This window comes from Larkinella knui, from assembly GCF_003858645.1.
GTDB lineage: Bacteria > Bacteroidota > Bacteroidia > Cytophagales > Spirosomataceae > Larkinella > Larkinella knui.
On the sequence record NZ_RQJP01000006.1, the window covers coordinates 32,841 to 58,818 of the forward strand.

Consider the following 25,978-nt stretch of genomic DNA (forward strand, 5'->3'; position numbering starts at 1 on the left):
GTATGGCGGGTAGGCCGCAACTAATTAACGTAAAATCGAACGGCAACCGAAGCATTTCTTTTCGCCCGGGCAGGTCTTTCCGTACTTACAGCGCAGCAGTTATTGGTTTCCGGGCATCAAGGGCCGTGAAGGCTGAATTTTTGCTAATGTATTCGGGGATTACCAGCTTAATAATATGCACTAATTTGTTCGCATCGCCTTCGACTAACCGATAGCGTAGCTCTTCTAAAACGGCTTTTATTTCTTTTACATCCGGTGTATTGACGCGGGCAATCAGGATTTTAGGATGGTGTGTCGGTAAAGTCCGTTCGTTGGTATTTAATAACTCTTCAAACAATTTTTCGCCCGGGCGCAGACCGGTATAAACCACCTGGATCTCTTTTCCCGCACTATACCCGGAAAGATGAATCATTTTTCGGGCTAAATCGGCAATCCGGACGGGTTCGCCCATATCAAAAACGAAGACTTCGCCCCCTTTTCCCATTGTTCCGGCTTCCAGTACCAGCTGACACGCTTCAGGAATCGTCATGAAGTAGCGAATAATGTCCGGGTGCGTAACGGTTACCGGTCCGCCGGTCTGAATTTGCTGCCGGAAAACGGTCACCACCGAACCATTTGACCCCAGTACATTACCAAACCGGGTAGTAATAAACCGGGTTTGCGGTAGTTTCCCACCCTGATAATTCAGACTTTGCACATACATTTCGGCCAGCCGTTTGGTTGCCCCCATCACATTGGTTGGGTTAACGGCTTTGTCGGTCGAAATCATAACAAACTTCCGGACGCCGAATCTGAGCGACAAATCCGCCACGATTTGAGTGCCCAGCACATTGACCCGTACGGCTTCGTATGGGTGTTGCTCCATCAGCGGAACGTGTTTATAAGCGGCTGCATGAAAGACAAAATCCGGTTTAACGTCGCGGAAAATATGATGCATCCGCACTTCATCGGCCACATCGCCAATTTTCAGGATCAATTTGGTAACTTCCACTACGCTTTTATACTCCCTGCGCAAATTGAATTCCAGATCAAACAAGGCCGACTCCGCCTGATCGAGCAACACAATGGTGTGTGGCTTATGGCTGAGTACCTGCCGCACCAGTTCGCTCCCGATGGACCCGGCAGCTCCCGTAACCAGCACAACCTGATTGCGCACTTGCTCGCCAATGGCCGGATTGACAACCTGAATGGCAGCCCGTCCCAGCAAATCCTCGATCCGAACGTCCCGAATCTGCGAAGATTTCAGTTCGCCGTCGATCCATTGCCCAACGGTCGGAATGGTTTTGACACTGACGTGATGGTGGAGAAAAAACTCCGTTATTTCATTCTTCTGAAGTAAATCGGCGGTTCCCATGGCTAAAATTACCTGCGGCAGAACAGCCTGATTTCGGATGTAACGCTCGTAGGCTTCCTGCCGCGAAATCACCTTTATCCCCTGAATTACTTTCTGAATTTTGTACGGATTGTCGTCAATGAAAGCCAGGATTACATAGTGCTGTGCTGAATCCTGCGCCAATGCCTTGCGCGTTAATAGCCCTGTTTCGCCCGCACCATAAATCAAAACCGGCTGACGAACCCTTCCGTTTCTGGCCCTTAGGGTCCAATACAACGCTTTGGCCATAAACCGGCTAACCGACAACAATACCAGGCAGGAAAAATAATCGATCAGTAGAATGGAAAGTGGAATATAAAAATGCACCTGGTCTGACAGATGCCAAATCAGCAATGAACCAACCGCAGTGACTACGCCACTAATGGTAACGGCATAAACCAGTAACGTCACATCTTCCAGGCTGGTGTGTCGAATAATGCCCTGATACGGCCGAAACAGTAAAAAAAACAGAAACCGAATACTTACGACACTACTCAGGCAATACAGAAAATCGGCCCGGTTCAGCTCACTTGTTTCGAAATTAAACCGCAGAAGGTAAGCAACCGAGAACGACACAATACAAATCAGTACATCGATGCTTAACACCAGATAGCTGGACACGAAACGCGTAGCTGTTGTTTTTAAGAAGAGTTCAATCATCTTACAGGTCGGTGAGTACGGCTATTTCACCCGTTTCAAATTCTATTTAGAAATGAATTTATGTTATTTGCTAATACAATCAACTATAAATTAGTAAAAATAATCATTCTAAATTCGTATCATTTCCTTATTTCAACAGGTCTTTCAGGGCTGGTAATAAATCCGGAAATAAATACTTAAATGTGGTTTCCTCCCGTATCCGCTTGTTTAACACATAATTACCTCCCAAGACGACAATCGCCATTTCGCCAAAAAGTAACCGAATGGCAAAAGCCGGAACGCGGGGCAAAAGACGAGGTTTGTCGAGTAGTTCTATTATTTGACGTGTGAAGGTCTCATTAGTCACAGGCTTGGCCGCAACTGCGTTATAAACTCCCTGCCAATGCGCTTCGGTAGTCGCCTGAAGGTACATCCGGCAGAGGTCATCGATGTGAATCCAGGACATATACTGCTGCCCCGAACCCAGGGGAGCACCCGCTCCCAGGCGAATGGGTTGCACGAGTTTGGGCAATGCCCCGCCCTCCATGGTCAGCACAATTCCGGTCCGGAGCTTGACCGTCCGAATGCCCAGCCCGGCAATTTCATCGACAGAACGCTCCCAGGCCCGAACCACCTGCGCCAGAAAATCACTGCCGCCTTCGCTGGTTTCGGTCAGCGGGCGATCGCCGGTGTCGCCCCCATAATAGCCAATGGCCGACGACGCTATAAAAGACAGAACGTGGTGTTTGCCCGAGCGCAGGGCACTGGCCAATAATTGAGTCGATTTGGTTCGGCTTTCGATAATCTGCTGCTTGCGCTGGTCGGTCCAGCGCTCGTCGGCAATGCCAGTCCCGGCCAGGTGAATAATGTGGTCGGCCGTCAGAATGGCCTGCGGGTCGATATGACCTTTATCAATATCCCACTGATAAACCGTTACGTTCGAAATCTCTTTTTTTGCCGCCGAGCGACTGAGAAGCGAAACTTGAAAGCCCTGCTGAATCAGAAGGTGGGTAAGCCGGCGGCCGATGGTTCCGGTGCCGCCGGTAATCAGAATAGTTTTTGCCATGACGATAGAGGATGGTCATGGTTTAACCAAACGTGGAATGGATTTGTTACCTGACCCTTCTTATTTCAAAGCTGATAATACCGGCTGGTTTGGGGCCGATGAAGCCGCCGGAAGCGTTACCGACGCTGCAAAAATCTGCTTGCCTTCGTCCAGAAAACCGGCAAAGTTATTGACATCCAGGTCGTAGTTTTTGGGTTTGACCAACAGTTTCCCCGTGTGGTCTACCAGGCAATAATGGGGCTGGGCATTGTTGTTGTAACGCACGATCTGCAAGTCGGCATTTTGTGCTCCGATGGTTTTCTTCTGCTTTTTATCGTAGGTCGACGTGTACCAGGCCGATTCGGGCAATTCGGTTTTGTCATCGACATACAGCGCCAGAATGACGTAATCGTTTTGCAACCGGCGCATGATCGGCTCTTCCGACCAAACCCGGGCTTCCATTTCCCGACAATTCACGCAACCGTGTCCGGTAAAATCAATAAAAACCGGCTTGTTCACTTTTGCCGCATAGGCCAGTGCCTGTTTGTAATCAAAAAAGCCCTGAAGTCCGTGCGGTAAGCGAAACAGCTCGCTGTATTTCGGTTTTTCCCCCAATGCATCCGGCTCGGGGGCAGAACCGCTAGTGCTCCGAAACCCAAAATCCTGGGTGGTTTCGGGCGGTAAATAACCGGCCAGGGCTTTCAGGGGTGCTCCCCACAAACCAGGAATCATGTAAACGACAAACGCGAACGTGACAATGGCCAGCAAAAGACGCGGCACGCTGACGGTTTTGGTTTCGCTGTCGTGTGGCAAACGAACTTTCCCGAGCAGATAAAAACCGATCAAAGCGAAAATAACGATCCAAAAAGCCAGATAAACTTCGCGATCGAGCAGATTCCAGTGGTAAACCTGGTCGGCAATACTCAGAAATTTCAGGGCCAGCGCCAGTTCCAGAAAACCGAGAACCACTTTTACCGAATTGAGCCAGCCCCCCGATTTGGGCAAGCTTTTGAGCCACTGCGGAAAAGCCGCAAACAGCGTAAACGGAATGGCAAAAGCCGCCGAAAATGCCGCCATACCGACAATGGGTTTTACCACTTCGCCCCCCGCCGACGCTACCAGCAAACTGCCGACAATGGGCCCGGTGCAGGAAAACGACACCAGCACCAGCGTGAAAGCCATGAACAGAATACCGGCAATACCGCCTTTTTCAGCTTTGGCATCCATTGAATTGACCAGCGAATTCGGCAGGACGATTTCAAACAATCCCAGAAAAGACAGGCCAAAAATGAAGAAGATAGCGAAAAACAGAACATTTGGCAGCCAGTGTGTACTGACAAAATTGGCAAAAGCCGGACCATTGATTCGGGAAACCACCGTTCCGATCAGCACGTAAATAAAGATAATGGACAAACCATACAGAACCGCTTTCCACAAACCGTGATCCTGTTTGGTGAAGTAGCTGACGGTCATCGGGATAATCGGAAAGACGCAGGGCGTCAGCAATGCCAGCAGACCCGACAGAAAAGCCGCAATCATAAAACCGAGCAACGACTCTTCAGGCTTTTTGGCCTCATCAAGGGCGAGTTGCGGATCGGCCACCGGCGCTTCGGCGGGCTTTACCGTTTCTGAATCAGCCCCTACAGCTTCGGCCGAAGGCGCAACCGCAACACGGGAACGGGTCGTGTCCCGATTCGTCGAAACCGGCTCCGATGCTGCGGTTTTCGACGCAAGGGTCGAAGTAGCCGGAGTTCCTGATGTGGGCGTAGAAGCAACACCGGCCGTTTTAATACGGACCGTAAATTCGTGTTCGGTGGGCGGCAGGCAATTGGTTCCGGAGCAGGTCTGGTATTCAAGGGTGCCTTCGATAACCGGGTTGGCTTTCAGGATCCTGACCTTCTGAACCAGCGCGGCTTTTGTCTCGAAAAACCGTACTTTGCTATTCCAGACTTCTTCAAACTCTTCTTTTGGAGCGAGCGAGGCAAAGGCGCCCACTTTTTCGAAACTTCCGTTTTCCTTCAATTTCAGGGTGGTCGGAATCGGGCCAATATCCGGATTCAGATCGGATGCGTACATGTGCCAGCCTTTATCAATGGTGGCATTCATCCGGATTTCAACCACATCACCAACCCTGGCGTCGGTTTTTGACGCGGTAAAGGTCCAATGCGTTGGATCGGGTTGAATTTGTGCTGCAGCCGTCAGCACGACAAAAAAAGCCGTCAAAAAAGAGAAAAAACTACCAACTTGTTTCATATCAATGGCTTACTAATTTGCCCAATGTTACAACACGATTTCTGCAAAAATATTTCCAATCCGTTCACAAATCATCGAACAGCAAAAAAAACACCCTGCCGGAGTTCCAGCGGGGTGTTCTACACAACCAACCTATATTTTAGTCAAAAGCTTTAGAAGAGCCAAAAGAGCAACGACAGAAGAGTAAAGAAGACTAATTCGATTACGAAGGCCATCAGTCTGTATTCTCTTGTCTAAACTCTCTTATCTATTCCGCACGACTGAAAAGCAGTGGATTTAATTCGCTTTCCGGTTTGCTGCCAACGGGGTAGCTACCCAGCCACGTCGTCCAATCGGCTTCCTGATACGTATTTTGGGGTTTAGAAATAGTCTGGTCTTTATCCATGTAAATCATCGTCATCACTTTACGCGGGGTGCTGGAGGTGTTCGGCCCGGCGCGGTGGAACGTCCAGCCGGCGTGGTAGCTCACTTCGCCCAGTTCAAATGGCGTATCGTTGATGTTGAAATTCTGGTTGGCTAATTCTTCGGCCAGCAATCGCTCGCTTTCGTCGCTTATTTCAATATTTCGGCCAATTTCCACGCCCTGGCTTTGTTCGGCAAAGGCCAGCGGTCCCATTTCCATGGGGGTGTCCTGCAAAGGAATCCAGACGGTAACGGTTTTGGGCGACGACAGGGGCCAGTAGAACTGATCGGCGTGCCAGGGTGTGAAGCCACCCGACGGTTCTTTATACAACGCCTGGTCGTGGTAGAGCCGGACGCCGTCGACGCCCATTAGATCGGCCCCGATTTTGGCCAGCCGGCGCGAAAAGACAAACTCCCGGGCCGTTTCGTCTTCCCGCCAGAGGTTCATAATCTGGAGAAACGCCCGCTCATAAGTCGTGCGTTCCTCCATTGACTTGGTCAACGTATTTAGCTTAATTACCAGCTTGGTAATCACATCGCCATAATGCCGGAGAACTTCCGGGCTAAGCACGTGTTTTAACTTTACATAACCGTTTTTTTGATAAAACGCGATCGCTTCCGGACTGACAATGTAGTCTTCATTCAGTTCCTGTGCTAAAGAAGCGGTATCAACGGTCACTTGCATACGGGCAATGGGTTTAGGAAAAATCAGTAGTACAAAATTGGTTCAATTGTTTCTTGTAAAAATTTAATTATTATTCCAATAAGTGTATAATTTTGACTTTATGTTCCCCTTATTACTCCCCAAGAGTAAAAATACTGCATGTTGTGAAAGCTTTATTTGAAAAAATTGAACTGGGAGATCACACTTCCCTGCGGGTGACGCACGTCCGGCTGCCTTATTTTGATGCTCCCTGGCATTTTCATCCGGAATATGAACTGACGTATATCATCCGCAGCCACGGCAAACGGTTTGTCGGTGATCATATTGAACCCTTCTACAGCGGTGACCTGGTGTTGTTAGGACCCGATTTACCGCACTTCTGGCGCAATGATGATGAATATTACCACCCGGATTCGGACCAGCAGGCGGAAGCCATCGTGGTCCAGTTTTCCAGGACGCTGGGCGATACCGTATTACCCCAATTACCGGAAACACAACCGCTTATCGCCTTATTAAATCAGGCCCGGTATGGGTTGCGGTTTGGGGTCGAAAAGGCGGCTGACGTAAAACCTGCTCTGGAAAGGTTGTTGCTCTGCGACGGTCTCGAACGGTTACTGCGCCTGCTTTATCTCCTGCAACAACTCACCGACGACCCCAACGCCGTGATGCTGGCGAGCGACAATTATGAATTGAAAGCCAGTGAAGCCGAAACCGAGCGGATGAAACGGGTACTCGACTTTATGCTGGCCCATTTTCGGGAAGAAATCCGGGTGGACGATATGGCTTCCGTGGCGGGTATGGCTCCGGCAGCTTTTTGCCGGTATTTCCGGAAGCGGACCCGCAAATCGTTTATCGAGTATCTCAACGAACTGCGGATCAGCCACGCCCGTAAATTGCTGGTGCAGTCGGATCTCAGCATTAGTCAGGTTGGTCTGGAATGCGGATTCAACAATATTTCGCATTTTCACCGGCAATTTAAACTGCATAACGGTACGACGCCCCTGAAATACCAGTCGCTGCAACATAATAAGTAGAAGACAACAAGAATGCTGTTTTTCTCCGTACTTTTGTAGTACGTACCTACGGATCGCACGGGCACCCCCGTTTAGTCCGTATTTCTTAGTTGCTAATTTAAAAATTTCACGGACTGAGCAGGGGCGTCCGTGCGATCCGTAGGGCGTCAACTATATCGTTAACTTGTTAATAACCAACCGCTTCGGCAAACCGTTTATTATGTCGACACTCGTTTCTCCCATTATCCGTGATACGCAGGTATTTGAGCTGATCGCCCAAGAACAGCACCGTCAGGAATCCGGTATTGAACTGATCGCTTCCGAAAATTTCGTCTCCAAACAAGTGATGGAAGCGGCCGGAACGGTTTTGACGAATAAATATGCCGAAGGCTTACCCGGCAAACGGTATTACGGCGGCTGCGAAGTGGTGGATCAAATCGAGCAGTTGGCAATCGACCGGGTGAAAGAACTGTTCGGAGCTTCGTGGGCCAACGTACAGCCGCATTCGGGCGCTCAGGCCAACACAGCGGTATTTCTGGCCTGCCTGAAACCGGGCGATACCATTCTGGGTTTCGACCTGTCGCACGGTGGTCACCTGACCCACGGTTCGGCGGTCAACATTTCAGGAAAATATTTTCGGCCCACTTTTTATGGCGTCGAGCAGGAAACCGGTGTAATTAATTATGATACCGTAGAAGAAACGGCCCACCGCGAACGCCCCAAACTGTTGATTTGTGGCGCTTCGGCCTACAGCCGCGATTGGGATTACGTTCGTTTGCGCGCCATTGCCGACTCGGTGGGGGCGTTGTTGCTGGCGGATATTTCGCACCCGGCCGGCCTGATTGCCAAAGGGTTGCTCAACGATCCGATGGATCATTGCCACATTGTTACCACGACCACGCACAAAACCCTGCGCGGACCACGTGGCGGGATGATTATGCTGCGGAATGACTTTGAAAACCCGTTTGGCATCAAAACCCCCAAAGGTGATTTGCGGATGATGTCGTCGTTGCTCGATTCGGGCGTGTTTCCGGGTACACAGGGTGGTCCACTGGAACATATTATTGCCGCTAAAGCCATTGCGTTCGGCGAAGCTTTATCCGATGAATTTGGCGATTATGCCAATCAGATTCAGCGAAATGCGCAGGCTATGGCCGCGGCTTTTGTAGCGAAAGGGTATAAAATTATTTCGGGCGGAACCGATAACCATTTGATGCTGATCGATTTACGATCGAAAGGACTATCGGGAAAACTGGCGGAAAACACGCTCATCAAAGCCGATATTACGATCAATAAAAACATGGTTCCTTTCGATGACAAATCCCCAATGGTCACATCGGGGATGCGGGTAGGCACGGCGGCCGTAACCACACGCGGTATGAAAGAATCTGATATGGAGCAAATTGTCGTATATATAGACGACGTGCTGATGAACCACGATAATGAAGCTAAAATTCAGGTGATAAAAGAAGAAATCAATTCCTGGATGAAAGCGTTTCCACTTTATAATTAATTGTGAATGAGTGATTGAGTGATTGAGTGAATGGTTTGCCGGGAATCCGATCCTTTTACAGATTATTCACTCAATCACTCATTCACTCATTTACTCATTTACTTCAATGAATCCCATAGACCAAGAGTTTGATAGCGAGAGCGAGGTTGAAGAAGGCGAAATGACCTTCCTTGAACATCTGGAGGAACTTCGGTGGCACATTGTACGGGCCATTGGATCGATTGTCGTATTTGCGATCCTGGCTTTCATTTACATCCATGAAATTTACGATGGTGTTATCCTGGCGCCCTCCAAAACCAGTTTTTGGACCTACCGCATGATGTGCGAGCTATCGAAAAAAACCGGTTTTACGGATTTATGCATTGAGAAACTGAACTTCACGCTGCAAAGCCGCGAGATGGCCGGCCAATTTACGACCGCTTTGACGTCATCGCTGATGATTGGGCTGCTGTTTGCTTTCCCGTATGCTTTCTGGGAAGTTTGGCGTTTTATCATGCCGGGCCTGAAAATGTCGGAACGCCGAGCGGCACGGGGAGCGGTTTTCTACGTGACGGCCTTGTTTATGATGGGCGTACTTTTTGGCTATTATATCGTTTCGCCCTTGGCAATCAATTTCTTAGCTAACTTCCAGCTCGACCCAAGTATTGTCAACGAATTTGATATTACCTCTTACATTTCTACGCTGGCCACGTTGACGTTGGGTTGTGCACTGACGTTCCAGATGCCGATTGTGGCGTTTGTGTTATCAAAAGTTGGTGTTTTGACACCCAAGTTTATGCGGGAATACCGCCGTCATGCCCTCGTTGTCATTTTGATTGTGGCTGCCGTTATTACCCCTTCTCCCGATGTGTACAGCCAGATTCTGGTAGCCATACCGCTGGTTTTGCTCTATGAAGTCAGTATCTGGGTGTCTGGCTACGTCCAGCGGATGCGGCTGAAAGAAGAACAGGCGTTGATGAAGAGCGACGGTTACGAAGATTGATAACGTACCTACGGACTTTAGTCTGTATTTATATTCTCTGCCTTAACTGGTAGAAAAATACGGTTTAAAGTCCGTAGGTACGTTAGAATTTCCCGGTTATGCCCAACCGGACGGCGGCTGTGCCCCAGCCTAATTCGGTGAATCCGCCAATTTTTTTGCTGAAATGGTAGAATCCGCCGATGTGTACGCCGGGAAAAATACCGGTAGGATAAGGAATAAAATAGCTGTTCTGTTCGGTTCGGGTCCGGTGAATGGAACTGCGCGTGCCCACCGAAAAACCCGCATAAGGATCAAATTTATCATTTCCGATGGCCAGAACTTTGGCCAGATGGTAGGAACCACGGACACCGTAGCTGAGATACTGCGCTTTCCACCGGTGATCGCCAAACTTTGTACCATACAGGGCGTAGTCAAAAAACCCACCGGCGCTGATCTTTTCCGAAAAACCCAGTTCAAAGGAAGCACCGTTACACAATCCACCCAAATCATAGGATTGCATTCCCATGCCCATATTGAGCATGACATTGATTTTCCGGGCTATCTGCGAAAAGCAGGGTGTTGAAACCGTGAAAAGTACGAGAAAGGTGTAAAGTTCTTTTTTGTTCACAATGTAGTGCCGGTTACTTCCTGATGTTGTTTACTGTTCGGGAAAGAGGTCGACTGTGCCATCCATCACGATGATACAAAAGTGGTAACCAAATGATGCGAATCAAATCGTTAAAAGAACCAACTGGGGAAACCATAAACTGAAGCGTATAAAAAGCGACTTAAGTGGTAAACGTCTACTACGCCGTTCAGGTGGCAATCCTACAACGGACAAATCGCCATTTAATTTTGTGGATCTCCTAAAAGAAATGAATCAAGCCCGGGAATTTACTTCGTTCCGCCCCAGACGGTTTTTCGCAGCCCAATAAAACCGCCCACAGCGTCATCGTACAACTGACCCGCGTCAGCCGATAAGGCGGCTGTCAGATACGATCCGCCGAGCCAGCGTAGCGGAACGCCAACCTGCACCAGTGTCGATAGCTGCCGGGGTTGACCTGCCAGAAAAACTTCAGGAATACCGTAGTTTCGGCTGTAGGATAGTTTAACGCGCAAGTCGATCTGCCGGGCAAGCGTCGCCCGCAGGGCCGCGTGATAGACCTGAACCCGATTGTTTACAATAGCCCAGTCACTGGAATTTTGATAAGCCGCCTGAATGTCTTGCCGACGGGTTAGAAATGGCGTGCCAATCACCCGGTCCTGGTACGTCCAGCCTTGCCGGTATTGCGAGTTGTTGAAGTAATTATCCGCTCCTTTCCAGGGTTTATTCGTTTGGTACAACGTGGGTCCGCTCTGGCTCAGCGTGGTCAGAAATTCCAGCAACACTTCGTTCAGCTGAAAACCGGAAGCAACCGGATGGGTATTTCGCAGTCGAATACCGCTCAGGCCGTCGGGCAAGTTCTTGAAAAACATACCCGTCACATCATCGAAAGCGTGTTGGTGATATACAAACAAATTGACAGCCGGAAACCGCAGTTCGCCGGCAAAGTCGATGGAACCTAGGTGATTGCCGTATAAGTTGATATAATCGAAGGAGGTAAGGCGATCATTGTTGAGCCCGTTGGTTCGGATGGCAAACAGCACGTTCGGAAAATCCGCCAATCGGCCGGGCAGTTTTCCATCGACCGCAAATTTTGGGTCGATGTAATCGGATTGACCGCCCCACTGCACATGGTGATTGATGCCGGCATACACGCGAACGGTCGAAGCCGGTTTTCCGATCCGGAAAATCAGTGACTTCTGGTGCAGGAAAGAATGCCGCAGATACCAGGTTTTGGCATACCAGCCGTGCGCGATAAAACCGTTTATGGACAACCAGCCCCGGCGACCCAGTGGCGTAAAACCCCGCGTGCCAAACTGCACTTTGGGAATAGGCAGGGCATTGCCCGACCACGCATAGGAACCGGACGACAGGGTGGAATCCACCAGACCGATCACCTCGCGCCGACGTCCCGCAACAAATTCGATGCCCCGGTGCGCCAGTTTAACATAGGCTTCCGGCACCAGCAACTGGCTTGATTTTCCGACATTTCCAACCGCTTCAACCTGGTATTCCAACGTCCAGGGGCGGTTACGACGGGCATGATGGCCACCGGTGGTATCGCTGAGCAACACCGCTCCGGCCACACCAACCCGGAGCGTTCCGAACGGAGCCGATAGCGGCACACTGCCAAACTGATTGGCCCGAAGCCAGAAAGGCGTACGGTCGGTGGAAGAGGCTAACGCCCCAATTTCGGCATAAAACCGGCTTTGTTGCCGGGAAAGTGGTTGAGCAAAAACCGTATGAGAGAAAATAAATCCGGTCAGAAGAATCGGGTAGAGTTGCTTCATGCAGAATGTTACTCCTTAGGTACAAGCGTAAATATATAGAGTAAAACTCTTTCTTGTTGGCCTATTTTCCGTAAACTCCTGAAAAACAAAACCCCAGCAAGCACCGGGGCATGTAATTCTAACCTTTTTATCTATATTGACGATACGCGGAGCATCGAAGAAGTGTTGCAAGAACACCCTCCTAAAGACTTTGCGGCTACCTTTGCTAGTCAGATCTGCCATTTTCAGTATTCCCGATTTTATCAAATGAAAACCCATTTCGTTCTGGCCAGCCTGTTGCTGGTGTCTCTTTCGCTGGTTGAGTGTAAAACCGGCCGAAAAGCCGCCGACAAATCGACGTCGGTGTTGAGTGCTTCCCTTGAAACCGAAAACCTGCTTTCCTGCTGTGATTTTGGCACGAAGATGCCCGACGGCAGCCCGGTTTGGTGCGAAGCTTCGGCGGTTTTGTTCGACAACGGCACGGTCTACGTCGCCAATGACAAAGACATGCCCGCCGGTTTGAGCCCGGTCTTCACCAAACCCTGGAAAGCCCTTGCCGATTCCACCGTTCGGCCGACTCCGTTGCTGGCCGAAGCGTTTCGGACCACCCGGAAATACGAAGATTTTGCGACCAACGGCGACTATGTTTTCCTAACCACCGCCTTCGACCGGGTCAAGCCGGGTTCGACGGACTGGGATAGCTACAACACCATTTTGTACTGGAAGAAGGGCAACGAAGCCAATCCGCAGGTGTTGGCTCCCCAACCGGGTGCGAAAAACTCCGTCGCTTTCCGGGAACAACTCGGTAACGTACTGGCCCAAAACCGCCCGGCTTTTCCGAACGGAATGCCGTATTTCAAAGTAGAAGGACTGGCCGTGATGGATTCGCTGTTGCTGTTCGGGATTCGGGAAGAGGGTGAAAAATACGACAAATTCGACTACCGGGTCCGCATCGTGACGGTGCCGTTTTTCGTGGAAAAAACCGCCGATGGCGAACGGCTGGCTTTGCGGAATGACTGGCGCATCGTGGCCGACTTCGACCCGGCGACGGTTGCCGGTTTACCCAAACCACTGGCCCTGTCGAGTCTCGAATACGACCGTACGCGCAAGCTGTTCTGGCTCCTGACGTCCATCGAAATCAACGGCCAACTGGACGCGTACCTCTGGACGGCGACGCCCGACGCCCTGCTGAACAACCGGCCTTTTACCGTGGTGCGCGACGCAACCGGCCAGCCGGTTCATTTTAACCACAAAGCCGAAGACCTGACGCTGATCGACGCCAACCACCTGCTGGTGATTCACGACGACGACCGCGCGGCCACAAAAGTTGGTCCGCAAATCCGCCAGCCGAACCAGGCGGCTTATACGGTTTTAAAAATAAACTGACGGGTTGGCCCTCCGCCCGCGCTGGTAATCAGAAACCGCCTGACGAATTTCTGATCACCAGCGCGGGCGGATTTGCGTAGTCATCAGCCGTCCGTTACCGGTTGCTCAGTAGAAATTCGGTCCTGTGGTTTCTTTTGCTACCTTTACGGTTTAGTGCGATACCACCGTAAATTCATGAAAAAATCCTATAGCCTGTGGCTGCAACGGCTCGGGCTGCTTTGGCTGGCTTACACGGCCTGCCGGTTTCTTTTCTGGTATTATAACCGGGATGCCTTCCAAAACGCTGGTTTTCAGGCCATACTCGGATCATTCATCCCCGGTATTCGCTTCGATTGGTCGATTATTGCGCTTAGCAACCTTCTATTTACCTTTTTTTCACTCCTGCCTTTCGGCTGGTCGACAACGTGTAGGTGGGACCGTTTCCTGAAAGGGCTGTATTTTGCGGTCAATCTCCCGCTGCTGGCGCTGAACCTGATCGATGCAAACTATTATCGGTTCACGGGTCGCCGGAGCATTTTCAACGTACTCGAACTGGGCGATGATATTACCGATCAGGTGCCTTCGCTGATCGCGCACTACTGGTATGTACCGCTGATTTTTGCGGGAATGGCCCTGAGTCTATGGCGAACGTATCCGAACCGGATGCCGACGGACCCGCCAAACCGCCTGTCCCTGCTGCCGGGCTGGGCGGGTCTGGCGTTGGCTCTGGGTCTAAGTATTCTCATCTTCCGGGGCGGATTTCAGGAAAAACCGCTGCGCGCCAATCAGGCTTTCCGGCTGAATGACTGTAGCTTAGGGAACCTCACCCTCAATTCATCCTTTACTTTTCTGACGTCGATCGACGCCGTCGGCACCGAGCGGCTGGCGTTTTTTCCAAATCCCAAAACCGCCTGGTCGCTGATTCATCACCCGGCACCGCTCCCGCTTCGCCTTCCCATCCAACCCCCGCAAAATGTCGTTATTGTTATTCTGGAAAGTTTTGCGAAGGAGTATATGGGATATGGCAATCCGTATCAAGGCTACACGCCTTTTCTGGATTCGCTGGCGCGACAAAGTGTGTTTTTTACCAACAGTTTTGCCAACGGACGCGAGTCGATCATGGCGGTTCCGGCCATTACCGCGTCCATTCCGCAACTCATGGACGAACCTTTCATTACGTCGACGTATCAATCGAACCGTTTTACAGGGTTAGGTGACATCCTGCATCGAAATGGTTACCAGACCCACTTTTTCCACGCGGCCCGCAATGGCTCGATGGGTTTCGAAGGATTTTCGCAGCAAGCCGGTTTTCAGCAGTATTACGGGTTGAATGAATATCCGGATTCGTTGCGAAAACGGGATTTCGACGGCAATTGGGGCATTTTCGACGAACCGTATCTTCAAAATGTTGCCCGGCAGTTAAATCAGTCGAAGCAGCCGTTTGGAGCGGTCTTGTTTACGCTCAGTTCCCACATGCCCTATACCATTCCGGCCCGGCACAAAAACCGGTTCCCGAAGGGGAAAGCGGAAGTTCACGAAAGCGTCGGATATGCGGATTACGCCCTGCGCCGGTTTTTCGAAACGGCCCGGCAACAGCCCTGGTTTAGCCAGACGCTCTTTGTGTTAACGGCCGACCATACGCAGGCCAATACCGAACCAACGTATGCCAATCCGCTGGGTGCCTACCGGGTTCCGTTGCTGCTTTTCCACGCTGACCGTCGGGTTGTGCAGGCCCTTAAACAGCAAACCGACACGGCCCGGATTTGCCAGCATACCGACATCCTGCCGACGGTTTTGCATTATCTCCAGCTTCACGAGCATCCGCCTTTACCGTTCGGGCAGTCGGTGCTGACCTGTGCGCCGGGGCAGGCATTTCAGTACGCCAACGGTAGGTTTCGGCTGGTCGAGGAAGGGGTGTATTTAGAAATGCCGCTCGATGGCCCCGGTGTTCTGTATGATGCCCGAACGTACCGGCAACTCCGGGATGAGAAACGCCGGCAACACCTGCAACAACAGCTACAGGCAACCATCCAATCGTATCGGAATGGCCTGATTGACAACCGGTTCATTGACCCAAATACCGTTGATACCCGATCATTTGCCGGCCGGGTTCTGGTAAAACCAACGTTACCGAAAATCAATTAAGCTTACAACTTCAACCACGCGGCCCGCACCGGTTTTCCCCAAAATAAACCGGCTTTCTGCTCAAATTCTTCGGCAGAATCGGTCGTGTAAAACGTCAGGGACTGGCCTTTGCTGCATTGCGCATCAATTTCCGGATGGCGGTGCAGGTAATCCCGCAGACTGTTGGCCACAATATCGCCCTGACTCAGAATAGTGAGGTCGGCGGGCGCAAACTGCCGGATTTTGGGGAGTAAAAGCGGGTAATGCGTGCAGGCCAGCAGCAGCGTATCGATATTCGGCGACTGGTTGAGAAGCCGGTCGAGGTGTTTTTTTACGAAATAATCCGCACCGGGATCGCGGTGTTCGCCATTTTCGACCAGCGGAACCCACATCGGACACGCTTCCTGGTAGACGTTCAGCGCCGGAAAAAACTTTTCAATTTCGACGACATACGACTCCGAGGTAACCGTTCCGCGCGTGGCTAAAATCCCGACGTGACCGGTTTTGGAGTAATTTCCGATCACTTCCGTGGTGGGCCGGATAACACCCAGAACCCGGCGATCCGGCGCAATGATGGGCAAGTCGAGCTGCTGAATGTTCCGTAACGCCTTGGCCGAAGCCGTGTTACAAGCCAGAATGACCAGCCGGCACCCCTTGTCGAACAAGTGCTGAACGCATTCGAGTGTGTAGTGATACACCGTCTCGAACGAGCGTGTTCCGTAGGGCGTGCGGGCGTTGTCGCCCAGATAGACGTAATCGTAGTGCGGCAGTTGCTGGACAATGGACTTCAACACCGTCAAACCGCCGTAGCCGGAGTCGAAAACGCCAATGGGTTGGGATTCTGACATGCGGCAAATATACAGCTTCTTACTTCTGTACGCTCGTGTCGGTGGTCGCCGTGGCCGTTGTCGTGGCGGCTCCTTTTTGTTTGGCCTGCTCCTTGGCCCGACGCCGGAAAAAACCGCGCAACAGGAAATTATGCTGCAACGCTTCCAGATTTTCGTCCAGTTTGTAGCTGCTGCTTTCCACGTTGCGAATCGTATTCTTCAGGTTCTTGTTCACGGCCTGGTCGTTGAGCAGAATGCCAATCGCATTGTCGCTGCTGTTGAGTTTATCGCTTGCTTTCTTGATATTTTCCGTAGCCTCAGCCGCCGTTCCCGACACCTGCCGCAACTTGGATGAAGACGCCCGCAAATCATGGAAAATCACCGTGTCGGACACCAGATCATTCGCCAGCGTACCTTTCGTATTGAGTTTGCTCGAAAACTGGGTCAGTGACGACGAAACCTGCGCCAGTGACTTGGTAGCCTGAGCCGCCCCGTTCGAAGCCGCCTGCAAGTTGGAAATCGTACTTTTGAACCGGTTTGCCATGGTCGAATCCCGCAAAACCGCCCCGGCCATGCCTTTTCCTTTCAGTACTTCGTCCAGAATATTTTTGGCATCGGTCGTCACCCGAAGCAGGTTGTTGTTGTTCTTCTGCAAGGTCGCCATAATTTCGTCCGTGTTCAGGGCGGCTTTGGCGTGCAGAATATCGCCATCCTCCACGGTGCCGGCGGTTTTACTGCCCCCGACGATTTCTACGATTTTGTTCCCGATCAACCCATCGGTGCTCAGGGCCGCCAGTGCATCTTTGCGAATGTACTGCTGGACGGATTCTTCGATGTTCATGGTCACTTCCACCTGGGAGTTTCCGTAGAACTGGATCTTGCGGACGGTTCCGATTTTAACGCCGGAAAACCATACATTCGCCCCCGCCTGCAAACCGCCAACGTTGTCGAAAATGGCATTGACGCGGATACTTTTGACAAACCGTTTCTGTTGACCGCCCAGCACCATGATTCCGGTAATCAGAATGACAATTCCGACCAGAACAAAAATACCGACGGAAATGGCGCGCTTATTTTCTGCAGCTTTCATTTAATGTCTTTTTGAGGTATGGATTACGTATTTTTTAGTACCTAAATCCCTAATTAACAAAGTTGTATTCATAGAACTGTTTTGCGCGCTCATCGTTCGAATCTTCAAAAACTTCCTCGAAGGTTCCCTGTCGTTCAAACCGCCCGTCGAGCAACATCGCGATGCGATCACCGACGGTTTTGGCACAGGTCAGGTCATGAGTAATGATGATCGACGACGTATTGTGGCGTTCTTTTACCTCGTTGATGAGGTTATTAATTTCGGTCGACGTAATCGGGTCCAGACCCGCCGTCGGTTCGTCGTAGAGCATAATTTGCGGTTTCAGAATCAGCGTCCGGGCAATCCCAATCCGCTTTCGCTGACCACCCGACAGTTCCGACGGCATCTGGTTGATGGTCTGGCTCAGCCCAACATCGGCCAGCGCTTCTTCCACGGCCTTGTCGATGTCCGAACGGCTGAGGTTACGAACGTTGCGGATGAGCGGAAACTCCAGATTTTCGCGAACGGTCATGCTGTCGTACAAAGCACTGCTCTGGAATGAAAACCCGATTTTCAGCCGCAACGCATCCAGTTCCCGGCTATTTAACTGGTCGACATCCTGCCCCAGCACCTTGACCGTGCCCTGATCGGGTTGCAGCAAACCGGCAATAATCTTGATCAATACCGACTTTCCCGTGCCGGAGCGCCCCAGTACAACCAGGTTTTCCCCCTGATAAAGATCCAGATCGACGCCCCGCAATACGTGCAAATCGCCAAAAGAAATTTTCAGGTCCCGGATAACGATAACGGCCTCCCGCTGTTTATTTTCTGTTTTTACGGTAGTCATGCGTTACGCAGCGCGAATGGCATTTATGATTTGGAGGAATAGCAGTTCTTCGATAAAAACCAGAAACATCGACGTGACCACGGATGCGTTGGCGGCTTTTCCCACCCCTTCAGTCCCTTTTGAGGAATTATACCCTTTATAGGAACCAACCATCCCGATGGTAAAGCCGAACATAATCGCTTTGATCACCGCCGAATTGATGTCCAGAAAAGAAATGGAGCTGAAAAATGTTTCAATAAAGGACATGAAACTGGTTTTTTCGTTCTGGGCCACATTGACGTAAGAACCCATGACGCCCAGAAAAACGAAAAACATCGCCAGAACCGGAATCATGAACGTGGTGGCAATAACCCGCGTAACCACCAGAAATTTGAACGGGTTGGTTCCGGAAACCTCCATCGCTTCAATCTGCTCGGTAACCCGCATGGAACCCAGTTCGGCACCGATGTTGGACCCCACCCGACCGGCTGCAATCAGGGCCGTTACCAACGGTGCCAGCGCACGAACCAGCGCAATGGAAATCAGGGAAGGCAACCAGGAGGTCGCGCCAAAGGTAGCCAGCGACGGACGCGACTGATTGGTAAACACAATACCGGTGATAAAACCCGTCAGCGAAATCAGCGGCAGCGAGCGAACCCCCACTTCGTAACATTGCCGGATAATTTCCTTGCCTTCATATGGCGGAACAAATACTTCTTTAAAAAACTGCCCTACAAACGATGCCACATCGTTGAGAGCCAGAAACATACGGTCGAGCCGCCGGGAAACCACCGGTTTGGCGGACGTGTCATTTTTGGAAGAGGTCGTGCTGGCTTGCATCCGTTAAATTAATCACCTGTCGGTTTTACAAAGAACGTATAATCAGCATCATACGGTCCGAAAAGAATAAATTCAATCTATTAACTGGTTTTGATGATACAAGGTTAGATTTTGTTAGTTTTGGTATTCGAAAATCATGAAATACCTCCGTATCTTCTTCAAATTGGTGTTGGGCCTGATCGGGGCCATTCTCCTTTTTTTAGCCGCTAGCCTGGCTCCGGTCGACGACGACCCATATCGAAAAACCGAGTATTACAAACATACGCGGCAACAACTGCTGAATTTAGCCCCACCACCCAATCCGCAGACGGGTTTGCGGGCGGGCTGGGCGAAGGTCAACCTGACGCCTTCGTTCACCACCCCAACGGGCGGCTACGGGGCGCGAAAAGGAAAACACTGGTCCACCGTCAGCGATTCTATTTATGTCCGAACCCTTGTTCTCGACAACGGCGGCACCAAAGTAGCCATTATTGCGCTGGATTTGCTGATTACCCCCCCAACCGTAACCGAACAACTCAAAAAAAGATTGCCGGAAATCGGATTTCGGTGGGAGAATATCTTCACGGGTGCCATTCACAGCCACAATAGCCTGGGCGGTTGGGCGCCCGGATTGGTTGGCGAACTGTTTTCGGGAGATTTTGATCAACGGGTGGTCGATCACATTACGGACACCATTTTGAAATCCATCGTTTCGGCTCAAAAACAACTCGCTCCGGCGCAGGTGGGTTTCGCAGAAATCGACGCCCCGGACCTGGTCTACAACCGCATGAACGACGAGGGAAAAGTGGACAGCGAAGTACGGCTTCTGAAATTGAAAAAAAATACCGGCGAGTCGGCGCTGCTCTGCACGTTTGGGGCTCATGCCACGATTTTCCGGGCGGCCGATTTTCAGTACCTCAGCCGCGATTATCCCGGTGCGCTGGTCGACCGGCTGGAAAAACAATCGGGCAGTTTTGTGGCCTTTATGGCGGGTTCCGTTGGCAGCACGGGCTCAAAAACCAAGCCCGGGAAAGACGAGTTTGCCACCATCCGAACGTATGCCGATACGCTGACGGCGCGGATTTCGCCCAGCTTACCCACCTTCCGGATGCAGACGGACAGCACGCTGGAACTCCTGACCTTGCCGCTGCAATTGCGCGAACCGCAGGCGCGGGTGACCGACGACTGGCGGGTGCGCGGCTGGCTGTTTCATTCCGTGTATGGCGATTATCCTTCCGATCTGAAAGCGTTGCGCATCGGCCAGACGGTTTTGCTCGGTACGCCCTGCGATTTTTCGGGCGAACTGGTGGCCGACCTCCGGCGGGAAGCGGACCGCAAAGGCTTTAACTTAATGGTAACGAGCTTCAATGGCGGGTATGTCGGCTACATTACACCGGACAAATACTACCACAAAAACTCCTATGAAACCCTGACGATGAACTGGTTCGGGCCGGAAAACGGGGCGTATTTTGTGGAAATGATGAAAGGGTTGCTGAATCAGCTTTAGCGATTACGGCATTGCTTCCCACCAGTGCCCGGTTGGCACCGTCGAACCCAAAACCGTTACTTCGCCAATCCGGGGCGTAGCGATTTTGGTGCCCAGTTCCGCCGACCGTTTTAACAACCGCCGAATCGGATCGCGCCAGGTGTGTAACGCCAGATTGAATTTACCCCAGTGAATTGGAATGAGCAGGTCGGCCTTGACATCCAGCTGAGCCTGAGCGGTTTGTTCGGGCATCATGTGAATATCGATCCAGTCTTCGTTGTAGGCCCCGCACTCCAGCAAAGCCAGATCGAACGGACCGTATTTTTCGCCGATCGTTTTCAGGCCCGGATAATAGCCGGTATCGCCCCCGTAATAAACGCGCTTTTGCGTCCCCAACAAAGCCCAGGAACACCACAGCGTTCCGTTTCGGTTGGTAATACCGCGACCGGAAAAATGCCGAGCCGGGGCACAAACCAGCGTCAGATCGCCCAATTTGGTGGATTCATTCCAGTCGAGTTCGGTTATCTGGTCGGGTGAAATGCCCCATTTTTCCAGGTGCGCCCCCACCCCAAGCGGAACAAAAAACCGGGTCACTTTTCCCTTTAACTTGGTAAACGTTTCATAATCCAGGTGGTCGTAGTGGTCGTGCGACATGACGACGGCATCCACGTGCGGCAACTCATCCACGTTCATGTAATGGTCGTACGGAAATCGTTTCGGACCAACAAACGACGCAAACGACGCCCGCTCACCAAAAACCGGGTCGGTCAGCAGCGTTTTTCCCTGAATCCGGATCAGCAGCGACGAATGGCCGAACCAGCTGATGGCCACCTGATCCGGTCCGCCGTTGCCTTCAAACGTTTTCACATCGAACGGTACGGTTTGGATGGTATCGGCGGGTTCGGCACCCGGTACGCCCGTCATCATTTTATAGGTGGCAGACACCAGTTTACCAGCGGGCATATCGACACTGGTTGGCACCAGATTCTGAAACGTACCGTCTTTAAAATTGGGGGAAGCCTGGATGCGTTTCAAGCGCTCGCCGGTGGCATTTTCACCGAATTGGGGGGCCAGATTTACGAAAGCAATGACAGCAACTACGGCAAGAACAAGCAGAGAAACGAAGATAAGGGCCATTCTTTTCAGGACTTTTTTCATCAGTACAAACGGGGTGGGTGCTGCTGATCAGGCAGGCATTCGACAGGGAACACCCTGGTGTTCGGCCTAGTTCCGGCCTTTGCCCAAAAACCCGCAGTCCGTATCCTTATTCTTCCCCAACCGTCTTCCCCCAAACGCGTTGTGACGAGAGATGAAATCAACCGGAATTCTGATTATGCAAGATTGTTCTGTTGTTATTGTGACCCGCAACCGGATCGATACCCTCTTGTGGACGTTGGACAAACTAACCCGCTTACCCGAAAAACCGCCCCTGATTGTGGTCGATAATGCGTCGACGGATGGCACGCCGGAGCGGGTTAGGGCCTGTTTTCCGGATTTAATGGTGGTGGAATTACGCGAAAACCGGGCCTGTTCTGCCCGCAACGAAGGCGTCCGGATGGCCCAAACGCCCTTGGTTTCGTTTTGCGATGATGATTCGTTCTGGGAACCGGGCGCTCTGACGAAAGCCGTTGCTTATTTTAAACAGTACCCGCACCTGGGCGTGCTGGCGGGAAAGGTGCTGGTGAATGCGGACGAAACCCTGGACCCCGTCTGTGATGCCATGCAGAACAGCCCGCTGACGGACCCGCGCCCGTTGCCCGGACCAGCCATTTTAGGATTCGTGTGTTGTGCGGTGGTGGTTCGTAAGGCGGCTTTTATGGACGTGGGCGGTTTTCACCGGCGGTTTGCGATCGCGGGCGAAGAGCGGATGTTTTCGGTCGACATGCGGACCAAAGGCTGGAGTCTGGCCTACGCCGAGGATCTGGTGGCCCATCATTACCCGTCGCCGGTGCGCAATTATTCGTTTCGGCAACAAAACATCACGCGGGATACGCTCTGGTATTACTGGCTGCGCCGTCCGTGGTACTACGCGCTGCGGCACACCTTACTCATTCATCGCGCCAGCCGTACCAATGCCGACGTGCGCAAAGGGTATCTGAAAGCCCTGCGGGCGGCCCCTTTTATTTTGCGAAACCGGCGGGTCATTCCACCCGCCGTTGAAGAGCAAATCCTTAAAATCGAGAGTTTTTACTGACTTTACTTCACCCGGTCGAACACAAACAGATCGGCGAACACCCACTTGCCGTCTTTTTGGTTGCCGCGTTGAATCACGAGTTGGTTGTCCGACCGTTTTTCGTAAATAATCCGGATCGAGCCGTCTTCTTTCTCAAACAGCGCCTGGTTCTTTTTGGCTTCGATGAACGAATACCGGTCCGATTTATCTTTTTCTTCCGAGCCGATCAAACCGGGTTTGAAGTGTTTGACCAGCACAATCGGCCCTTTTTCGGTCTGTTCAAAGATCAACATCTCGTACATCGTCACCTTGTTGTCTTTCATCATGCGCATAAAACCGGGTAGATTGTCGCCCTGCGGAGCTGCCCAGGCGGCATCGATCGGCCCGCCGTTGAACGTTCCTTTCCAGCGGCCTTCCATAAAGCTGACGTCGGCCAGCGAGCCGGTTTGGGCCTGAGCCGCCAGATTGACCAACAAATAGAGCGCAATCAGGATTGAAAAGGGAGCGTAATCGCGGAGTTTTCCGAAACGGAAGTTTTTAAATCGGTTCATGGGATCAGGTTTATGGAGTGGCAAGATACTAAGCCGGGATTAAAGAGGAAAGACGTGGGAAAAAAGATACCTCGTCCGGCACTTATCTGAATTCTTTCACCCACTTCTTTACGCTCATTTGCTTTTTTGAACGCCCCTATAGACCTTGCTCTTCCAATGTACTGACCCTTTCCTTTTTATGATCACTAAAATCGTCCGCGCGAACCGGCTTCGCTTCTTTCTGGCCGGAGTCGTGTGCAGTTTTCTGCTGGGAAATCAGCCCACATGTGCCCAATCACTCCAGGTCAGTCCAAACGATTTACGGTTTTCGCAACTGCCGACCCGCTGGGATGAAGCCCTGCCGCTGGGAAATGGCGTTCTGGGGGCGCTGATCTGGCAGAAAAACGACCGGCTCCGGTTTTCACTCGATCGGGTGGATTTGTGGGATTTACGCCCGATGAAAGGAATCGACCGGCCCGAATTCAGTTTCCGGTGGGTTCAGGAACAGGTAAAGAAAAAAGAGTACAAGATCGTTCAGGATTATTTCGACAAACCGTATGATGAAGAACCGGGACCCACCAAAATTCCGGGGGCGGCTTTGGAATTCAATACGGCGGGCTGGGGTCCGGTCCAATCCGCCCGCCTGCTTATTCGGGATGCGGTTTCGGAGGTAAACTGGCAGAACGGGGCGGTTTTACGTTCGTTTGTCCACGCGACCGAGCCGGTTGGCTGGTTTCGCTTCGAGAATATTCCGGCCAACTTCATCCCCGAACTGATCCCGCCTGCGTACGGAAAATCCATTCAGGAAAAAGCCGAAAACGCGGTGGTCGATGGCGACGATCTGGTGCGACTGGGCTATACACAGGGGAAAGTTTCCCGGCAAAAAAACAAGATAACGTATCATCAGATCGGCTGGGGCGGTTTTTCGTATGATGTTACGGTGCAATGGACCCAGAAAGGAAAGACGGTGGAAGGGACCTGGGCCATTTCGTCGGCGTATCCCCAAAAACAGAAAACCGCCAGTCTGACAAAAACCGGCTCTTCGGCCCGGACATATACCGCCGACCTGGCTTCACACCGAACCTGGTGGCAACGGTTCTGGTCCAAATCGTCGGTTCAGGTGCCCGACTCCCTGCTCCGAAAACAGTGGTACCTGGAAACCTACAAGTTTGGAGCCACCGCCCGCGCCGACGCCCCGCCGATTTCGCTCCAGGCCGTCTGGACCGCCGACAACGGCCGGATTCCGCCCTGGAAAGGCGATTATCACCACGATCTGAATACGCAACTGAGCTACTGGCCGAGCTACAGCGGAAACCACCTCGAAGAAAGCATCGGTTACATCAATCACCTCGAAGAGAACCTGCCAACGTATCGCGATTACACGAAGCGGTATTTCGGAACGGACGGTATTGCTGTGCCCGGTGTTACGACGCTGACGGGCAAGGAAATGGGGGGCTGGATTCAATATTCGCTTTCGCCGACGGTTTCGGCTTGGCTGGCCCAGCATTATCATTGGCAGTGGCGGTATAGTCAGGATGCGGTTTTTCTACGCCAGAAAGCCTATCCGTGGCTGAAAGGCGTTGCCCGGCATTTGGAACAGGTTACGGTTCTGGATGAAAACGGGAAGCGCAAACTGCCCATCAGTTCCAGCCCGGAGATCAAAAACAACAGCCTGGCGGCCTGGTTTCCGACCAATACCAATTACGATCTGGCGCTGATGAAGTTCGTTTTCAAAGCCGCTACGGAAATGGCAACGGTTTTGGGCATTGATGCCGACGTCAAACACTGGCAGGCAATTCAAAATCAATTGGCGGATTTTGCCCTGAGCGATCAGAACGAACTGATGTTTGCCGCCAGTTTGCCTTACAACGAATCGCATCGCCATTTTTCACACCTCATGGCCATCCATCCGCTGGGCCTGATTCGGTGGGAAGACGGCGAAGCGTCGCAGCAAATTATCCGGAATTCGCTGGCGTTGCTCGACCGCGTCGGGCCGGACTGGTGGTGCGGGTATTCCTACGCCTGGCTGGGGAGCCTAAAGGCGCGGGCCAAGGACGGACCGGGTGCCGCCGAAGCCCTGCACACGTTTGCCTCCGCTTTTTGTTCCGTGAATTCGTTCCACCTAAACGGCGATCAGACCAAATCGGGAAAGTCGAAGTTTACGTACCGCCCCTTTACGCTGGAAGGGAATTTTGCGTTTGCCGCCGGTTTGCAGGAAATGCTGATCCAGAGTTATGCCGGTTTTATCGAGATTTTCCCGGCCATTCCCGCCACCTGGGCTGACGCCGGTTTTACGGATTTACGAACGGAAGGCGCTTTTCTGGTCAGCGCCCAGCGACGGGCCGGGGCCGTAACAGATATTACCCTAAAATCGGAGAAAGGCGGAACGACCCGCCTGAAATTGCCATTTAAAACCTACGCCGTCAAAGCATCGCAATGGGCGACGGTTCAGCCCGCCGAACCCGGTTTTGTGACATTAAATATACAACCGGGCGGTTCGGTAACGCTGCAAAGTCAATAATCC

20 protein-coding genes are annotated in these 25,978 nt (G+C 51.8%); 8 read left to right on the forward strand and 12 right to left on the reverse strand.

All coding sequences use genetic code 11. The annotated features are described in order from the left end of the window. Nucleotides 1–85: 85 nt before the first annotated feature. The 4 genes from EHT87_RS26015 to EHT87_RS26030 form a co-directional block, all read right to left on the reverse strand. Nucleotides 86–2,032, reverse strand: a complete 1,947-nt coding sequence (locus tag EHT87_RS26015) for a polysaccharide biosynthesis protein (protein WP_124909736.1) — start codon at nucleotides 2,030–2,032, stop codon at nucleotides 86–88. A gap of 127 nt (nucleotides 2,033–2,159) precedes the next feature. Then, nucleotides 2,160–3,077 carry a TIGR01777 family oxidoreductase gene (locus EHT87_RS26020; protein WP_124909737.1) on the reverse strand — a complete coding sequence of 306 codons (918 nt, stop codon included), beginning with the start codon at nucleotides 3,075–3,077 and terminating at the stop codon, nucleotides 2,160–2,162. A gap of 60 nt (nucleotides 3,078–3,137) precedes the next feature. Then, nucleotides 3,138–5,309 (reverse strand): protein-disulfide reductase DsbD family protein, encoded by a 2,172-nt coding sequence (locus EHT87_RS26025; RefSeq protein ID WP_124909738.1) that lies wholly within the window; start codon nucleotides 5,307–5,309, stop codon nucleotides 3,138–3,140. Nucleotides 5,310–5,556: 247 nt separating this feature from the next. Continuing rightward, nucleotides 5,557–6,396: a phytanoyl-CoA dioxygenase family protein gene (locus EHT87_RS26030; RefSeq protein ID WP_124909739.1), complete on the reverse strand. Its 840-nt coding sequence runs from the start codon at nucleotides 6,394–6,396 to the stop codon at nucleotides 5,557–5,559. 143 nt (nucleotides 6,397–6,539) lie between these two features. Here EHT87_RS26030 and EHT87_RS26035 point away from each other — a divergent pair, with 143 nt between their 5' ends. The 3 genes from EHT87_RS26035 to tatC all read left to right on the forward strand — a co-directional run bounded on the left by EHT87_RS26035 (nucleotide 6,540) and on the right by tatC (nucleotide 9,883). Further along, complete coding sequence (locus tag EHT87_RS26035; RefSeq protein ID WP_124909740.1) at nucleotides 6,540–7,409, forward strand: helix-turn-helix domain-containing protein; 870 nt, start codon at nucleotides 6,540–6,542, stop codon at nucleotides 7,407–7,409. Between the two features lie 199 nt (nucleotides 7,410–7,608). Beyond that, the gene (gene glyA / locus EHT87_RS26040) at nucleotides 7,609–8,901 is read left to right on the forward strand and encodes a serine hydroxymethyltransferase (protein ID WP_124909741.1); all 1,293 of its coding nucleotides are present in this window, start codon (nucleotides 7,609–7,611) and stop codon (nucleotides 8,899–8,901) included. A 106-nt stretch (nucleotides 8,902–9,007) separates the two neighbouring features. Then, the gene (tatC, locus tag EHT87_RS26045; protein WP_124909742.1) at nucleotides 9,008–9,883 is read left to right on the forward strand and encodes a twin-arginine translocase subunit TatC; all 876 of its coding nucleotides are present in this window, start codon (nucleotides 9,008–9,010) and stop codon (nucleotides 9,881–9,883) included. A gap of 82 nt (nucleotides 9,884–9,965) precedes the next feature. On the opposite strand, the gene EHT87_RS26050 is transcribed toward tatC, so the two are convergent. Together EHT87_RS26050 and EHT87_RS26055 are read right to left on the reverse strand one after the other, a co-directional pair. Further along, nucleotides 9,966–10,490 (reverse strand): hypothetical protein, encoded by a 525-nt coding sequence (locus EHT87_RS26050; protein WP_124909743.1) that lies wholly within the window; start codon nucleotides 10,488–10,490, stop codon nucleotides 9,966–9,968. Between the two features lie 266 nt (nucleotides 10,491–10,756). Beyond that, a complete protein-coding gene (locus tag EHT87_RS26055) occupies nucleotides 10,757–12,256 on the reverse strand; it encodes a capsule assembly Wzi family protein (RefSeq protein WP_124909744.1) in 1,500 nt (499 codons plus the stop codon). A 246-nt stretch (nucleotides 12,257–12,502) separates the two neighbouring features. Here EHT87_RS26055 and EHT87_RS26060 point away from each other — a divergent pair, with 246 nt between their 5' ends. Beyond that, the gene (locus EHT87_RS26060; protein WP_124909745.1) at nucleotides 12,503–13,621 is read left to right on the forward strand and encodes a hypothetical protein; all 1,119 of its coding nucleotides are present in this window, start codon (nucleotides 12,503–12,505) and stop codon (nucleotides 13,619–13,621) included. Between the two features lie 174 nt (nucleotides 13,622–13,795). Continuing rightward, complete coding sequence (locus EHT87_RS26065) at nucleotides 13,796–15,745, forward strand: LTA synthase family protein (RefSeq protein WP_124909746.1); 1,950 nt, start codon at nucleotides 13,796–13,798, stop codon at nucleotides 15,743–15,745. Between the two features lie 2 nt (nucleotides 15,746–15,747). Here the strand turns inward: EHT87_RS26065 and murI are convergent, their stop codons facing one another. Genes murI through EHT87_RS26085 form a run of 4 tightly spaced genes read right to left on the reverse strand, consistent with a single transcriptional unit; the run spans nucleotide 15,748 to nucleotide 19,286 of the window. Continuing rightward, the gene (murI, locus tag EHT87_RS26070) at nucleotides 15,748–16,572 is read right to left on the reverse strand and encodes a glutamate racemase (RefSeq protein ID WP_124909747.1); all 825 of its coding nucleotides are present in this window, start codon (nucleotides 16,570–16,572) and stop codon (nucleotides 15,748–15,750) included. Between the two features lie 19 nt (nucleotides 16,573–16,591). Then, nucleotides 16,592–17,641, reverse strand: a complete 1,050-nt coding sequence (locus tag EHT87_RS26075; protein WP_124909748.1) for an MlaD family protein — start codon at nucleotides 17,639–17,641, stop codon at nucleotides 16,592–16,594. Between the two features lie 49 nt (nucleotides 17,642–17,690). Further along, nucleotides 17,691–18,467, reverse strand: coding sequence for an ABC transporter ATP-binding protein (locus tag EHT87_RS26080; protein WP_124909749.1), 777 nt, complete (start codon nucleotides 18,465–18,467; stop codon nucleotides 17,691–17,693). Nucleotides 18,468–18,470: 3 nt separating this feature from the next. Next, nucleotides 18,471–19,286 (reverse strand): MlaE family ABC transporter permease, encoded by an 816-nt coding sequence (locus EHT87_RS26085; RefSeq protein WP_124909750.1) that lies wholly within the window; start codon nucleotides 19,284–19,286, stop codon nucleotides 18,471–18,473. A gap of 136 nt (nucleotides 19,287–19,422) precedes the next feature. Between EHT87_RS26085 and EHT87_RS26090 the strand changes: the two genes are divergently transcribed. Continuing rightward, on the forward strand, nucleotides 19,423–20,772 hold the full coding sequence (locus EHT87_RS26090) for a neutral/alkaline non-lysosomal ceramidase N-terminal domain-containing protein (RefSeq protein ID WP_124909751.1): 1,350 nt from the start codon (nucleotides 19,423–19,425) through the stop codon (nucleotides 20,770–20,772). Nucleotides 20,773–20,775: 3 nt separating this feature from the next. On the opposite strand, the gene EHT87_RS26095 is transcribed toward EHT87_RS26090, so the two are convergent. After that, on the reverse strand, nucleotides 20,776–21,909 hold the full coding sequence (locus EHT87_RS26095; RefSeq protein WP_124909752.1) for an MBL fold metallo-hydrolase: 1,134 nt from the start codon (nucleotides 21,907–21,909) through the stop codon (nucleotides 20,776–20,778). 175 nt (nucleotides 21,910–22,084) lie between these two features. Here EHT87_RS26095 and EHT87_RS26100 point away from each other — a divergent pair, with 175 nt between their 5' ends. Beyond that, complete coding sequence (locus EHT87_RS26100) at nucleotides 22,085–22,945, forward strand: glycosyltransferase family 2 protein (RefSeq protein ID WP_229321370.1); 861 nt, start codon at nucleotides 22,085–22,087, stop codon at nucleotides 22,943–22,945. Nucleotides 22,946–22,947: 2 nt separating this feature from the next. Here the strand turns inward: EHT87_RS26100 and EHT87_RS26105 are convergent, their stop codons facing one another. After that, nucleotides 22,948–23,475 (reverse strand): DUF6265 family protein, encoded by a 528-nt coding sequence (locus tag EHT87_RS26105; RefSeq protein ID WP_221622079.1) that lies wholly within the window; start codon nucleotides 23,473–23,475, stop codon nucleotides 22,948–22,950. Nucleotides 23,476–23,653: 178 nt separating this feature from the next. On the opposite strand from EHT87_RS26105, the gene EHT87_RS26110 reads away from it, so the two are divergent. Next, entirely contained in the window at nucleotides 23,654–25,975 is a 2,322-nt protein-coding gene (locus EHT87_RS26110) for a glycosyl hydrolase family 95 catalytic domain-containing protein (RefSeq protein WP_124909753.1), read from the forward strand. The last annotated feature ends 3 nt before the right edge of the window (nucleotides 25,976–25,978 follow it).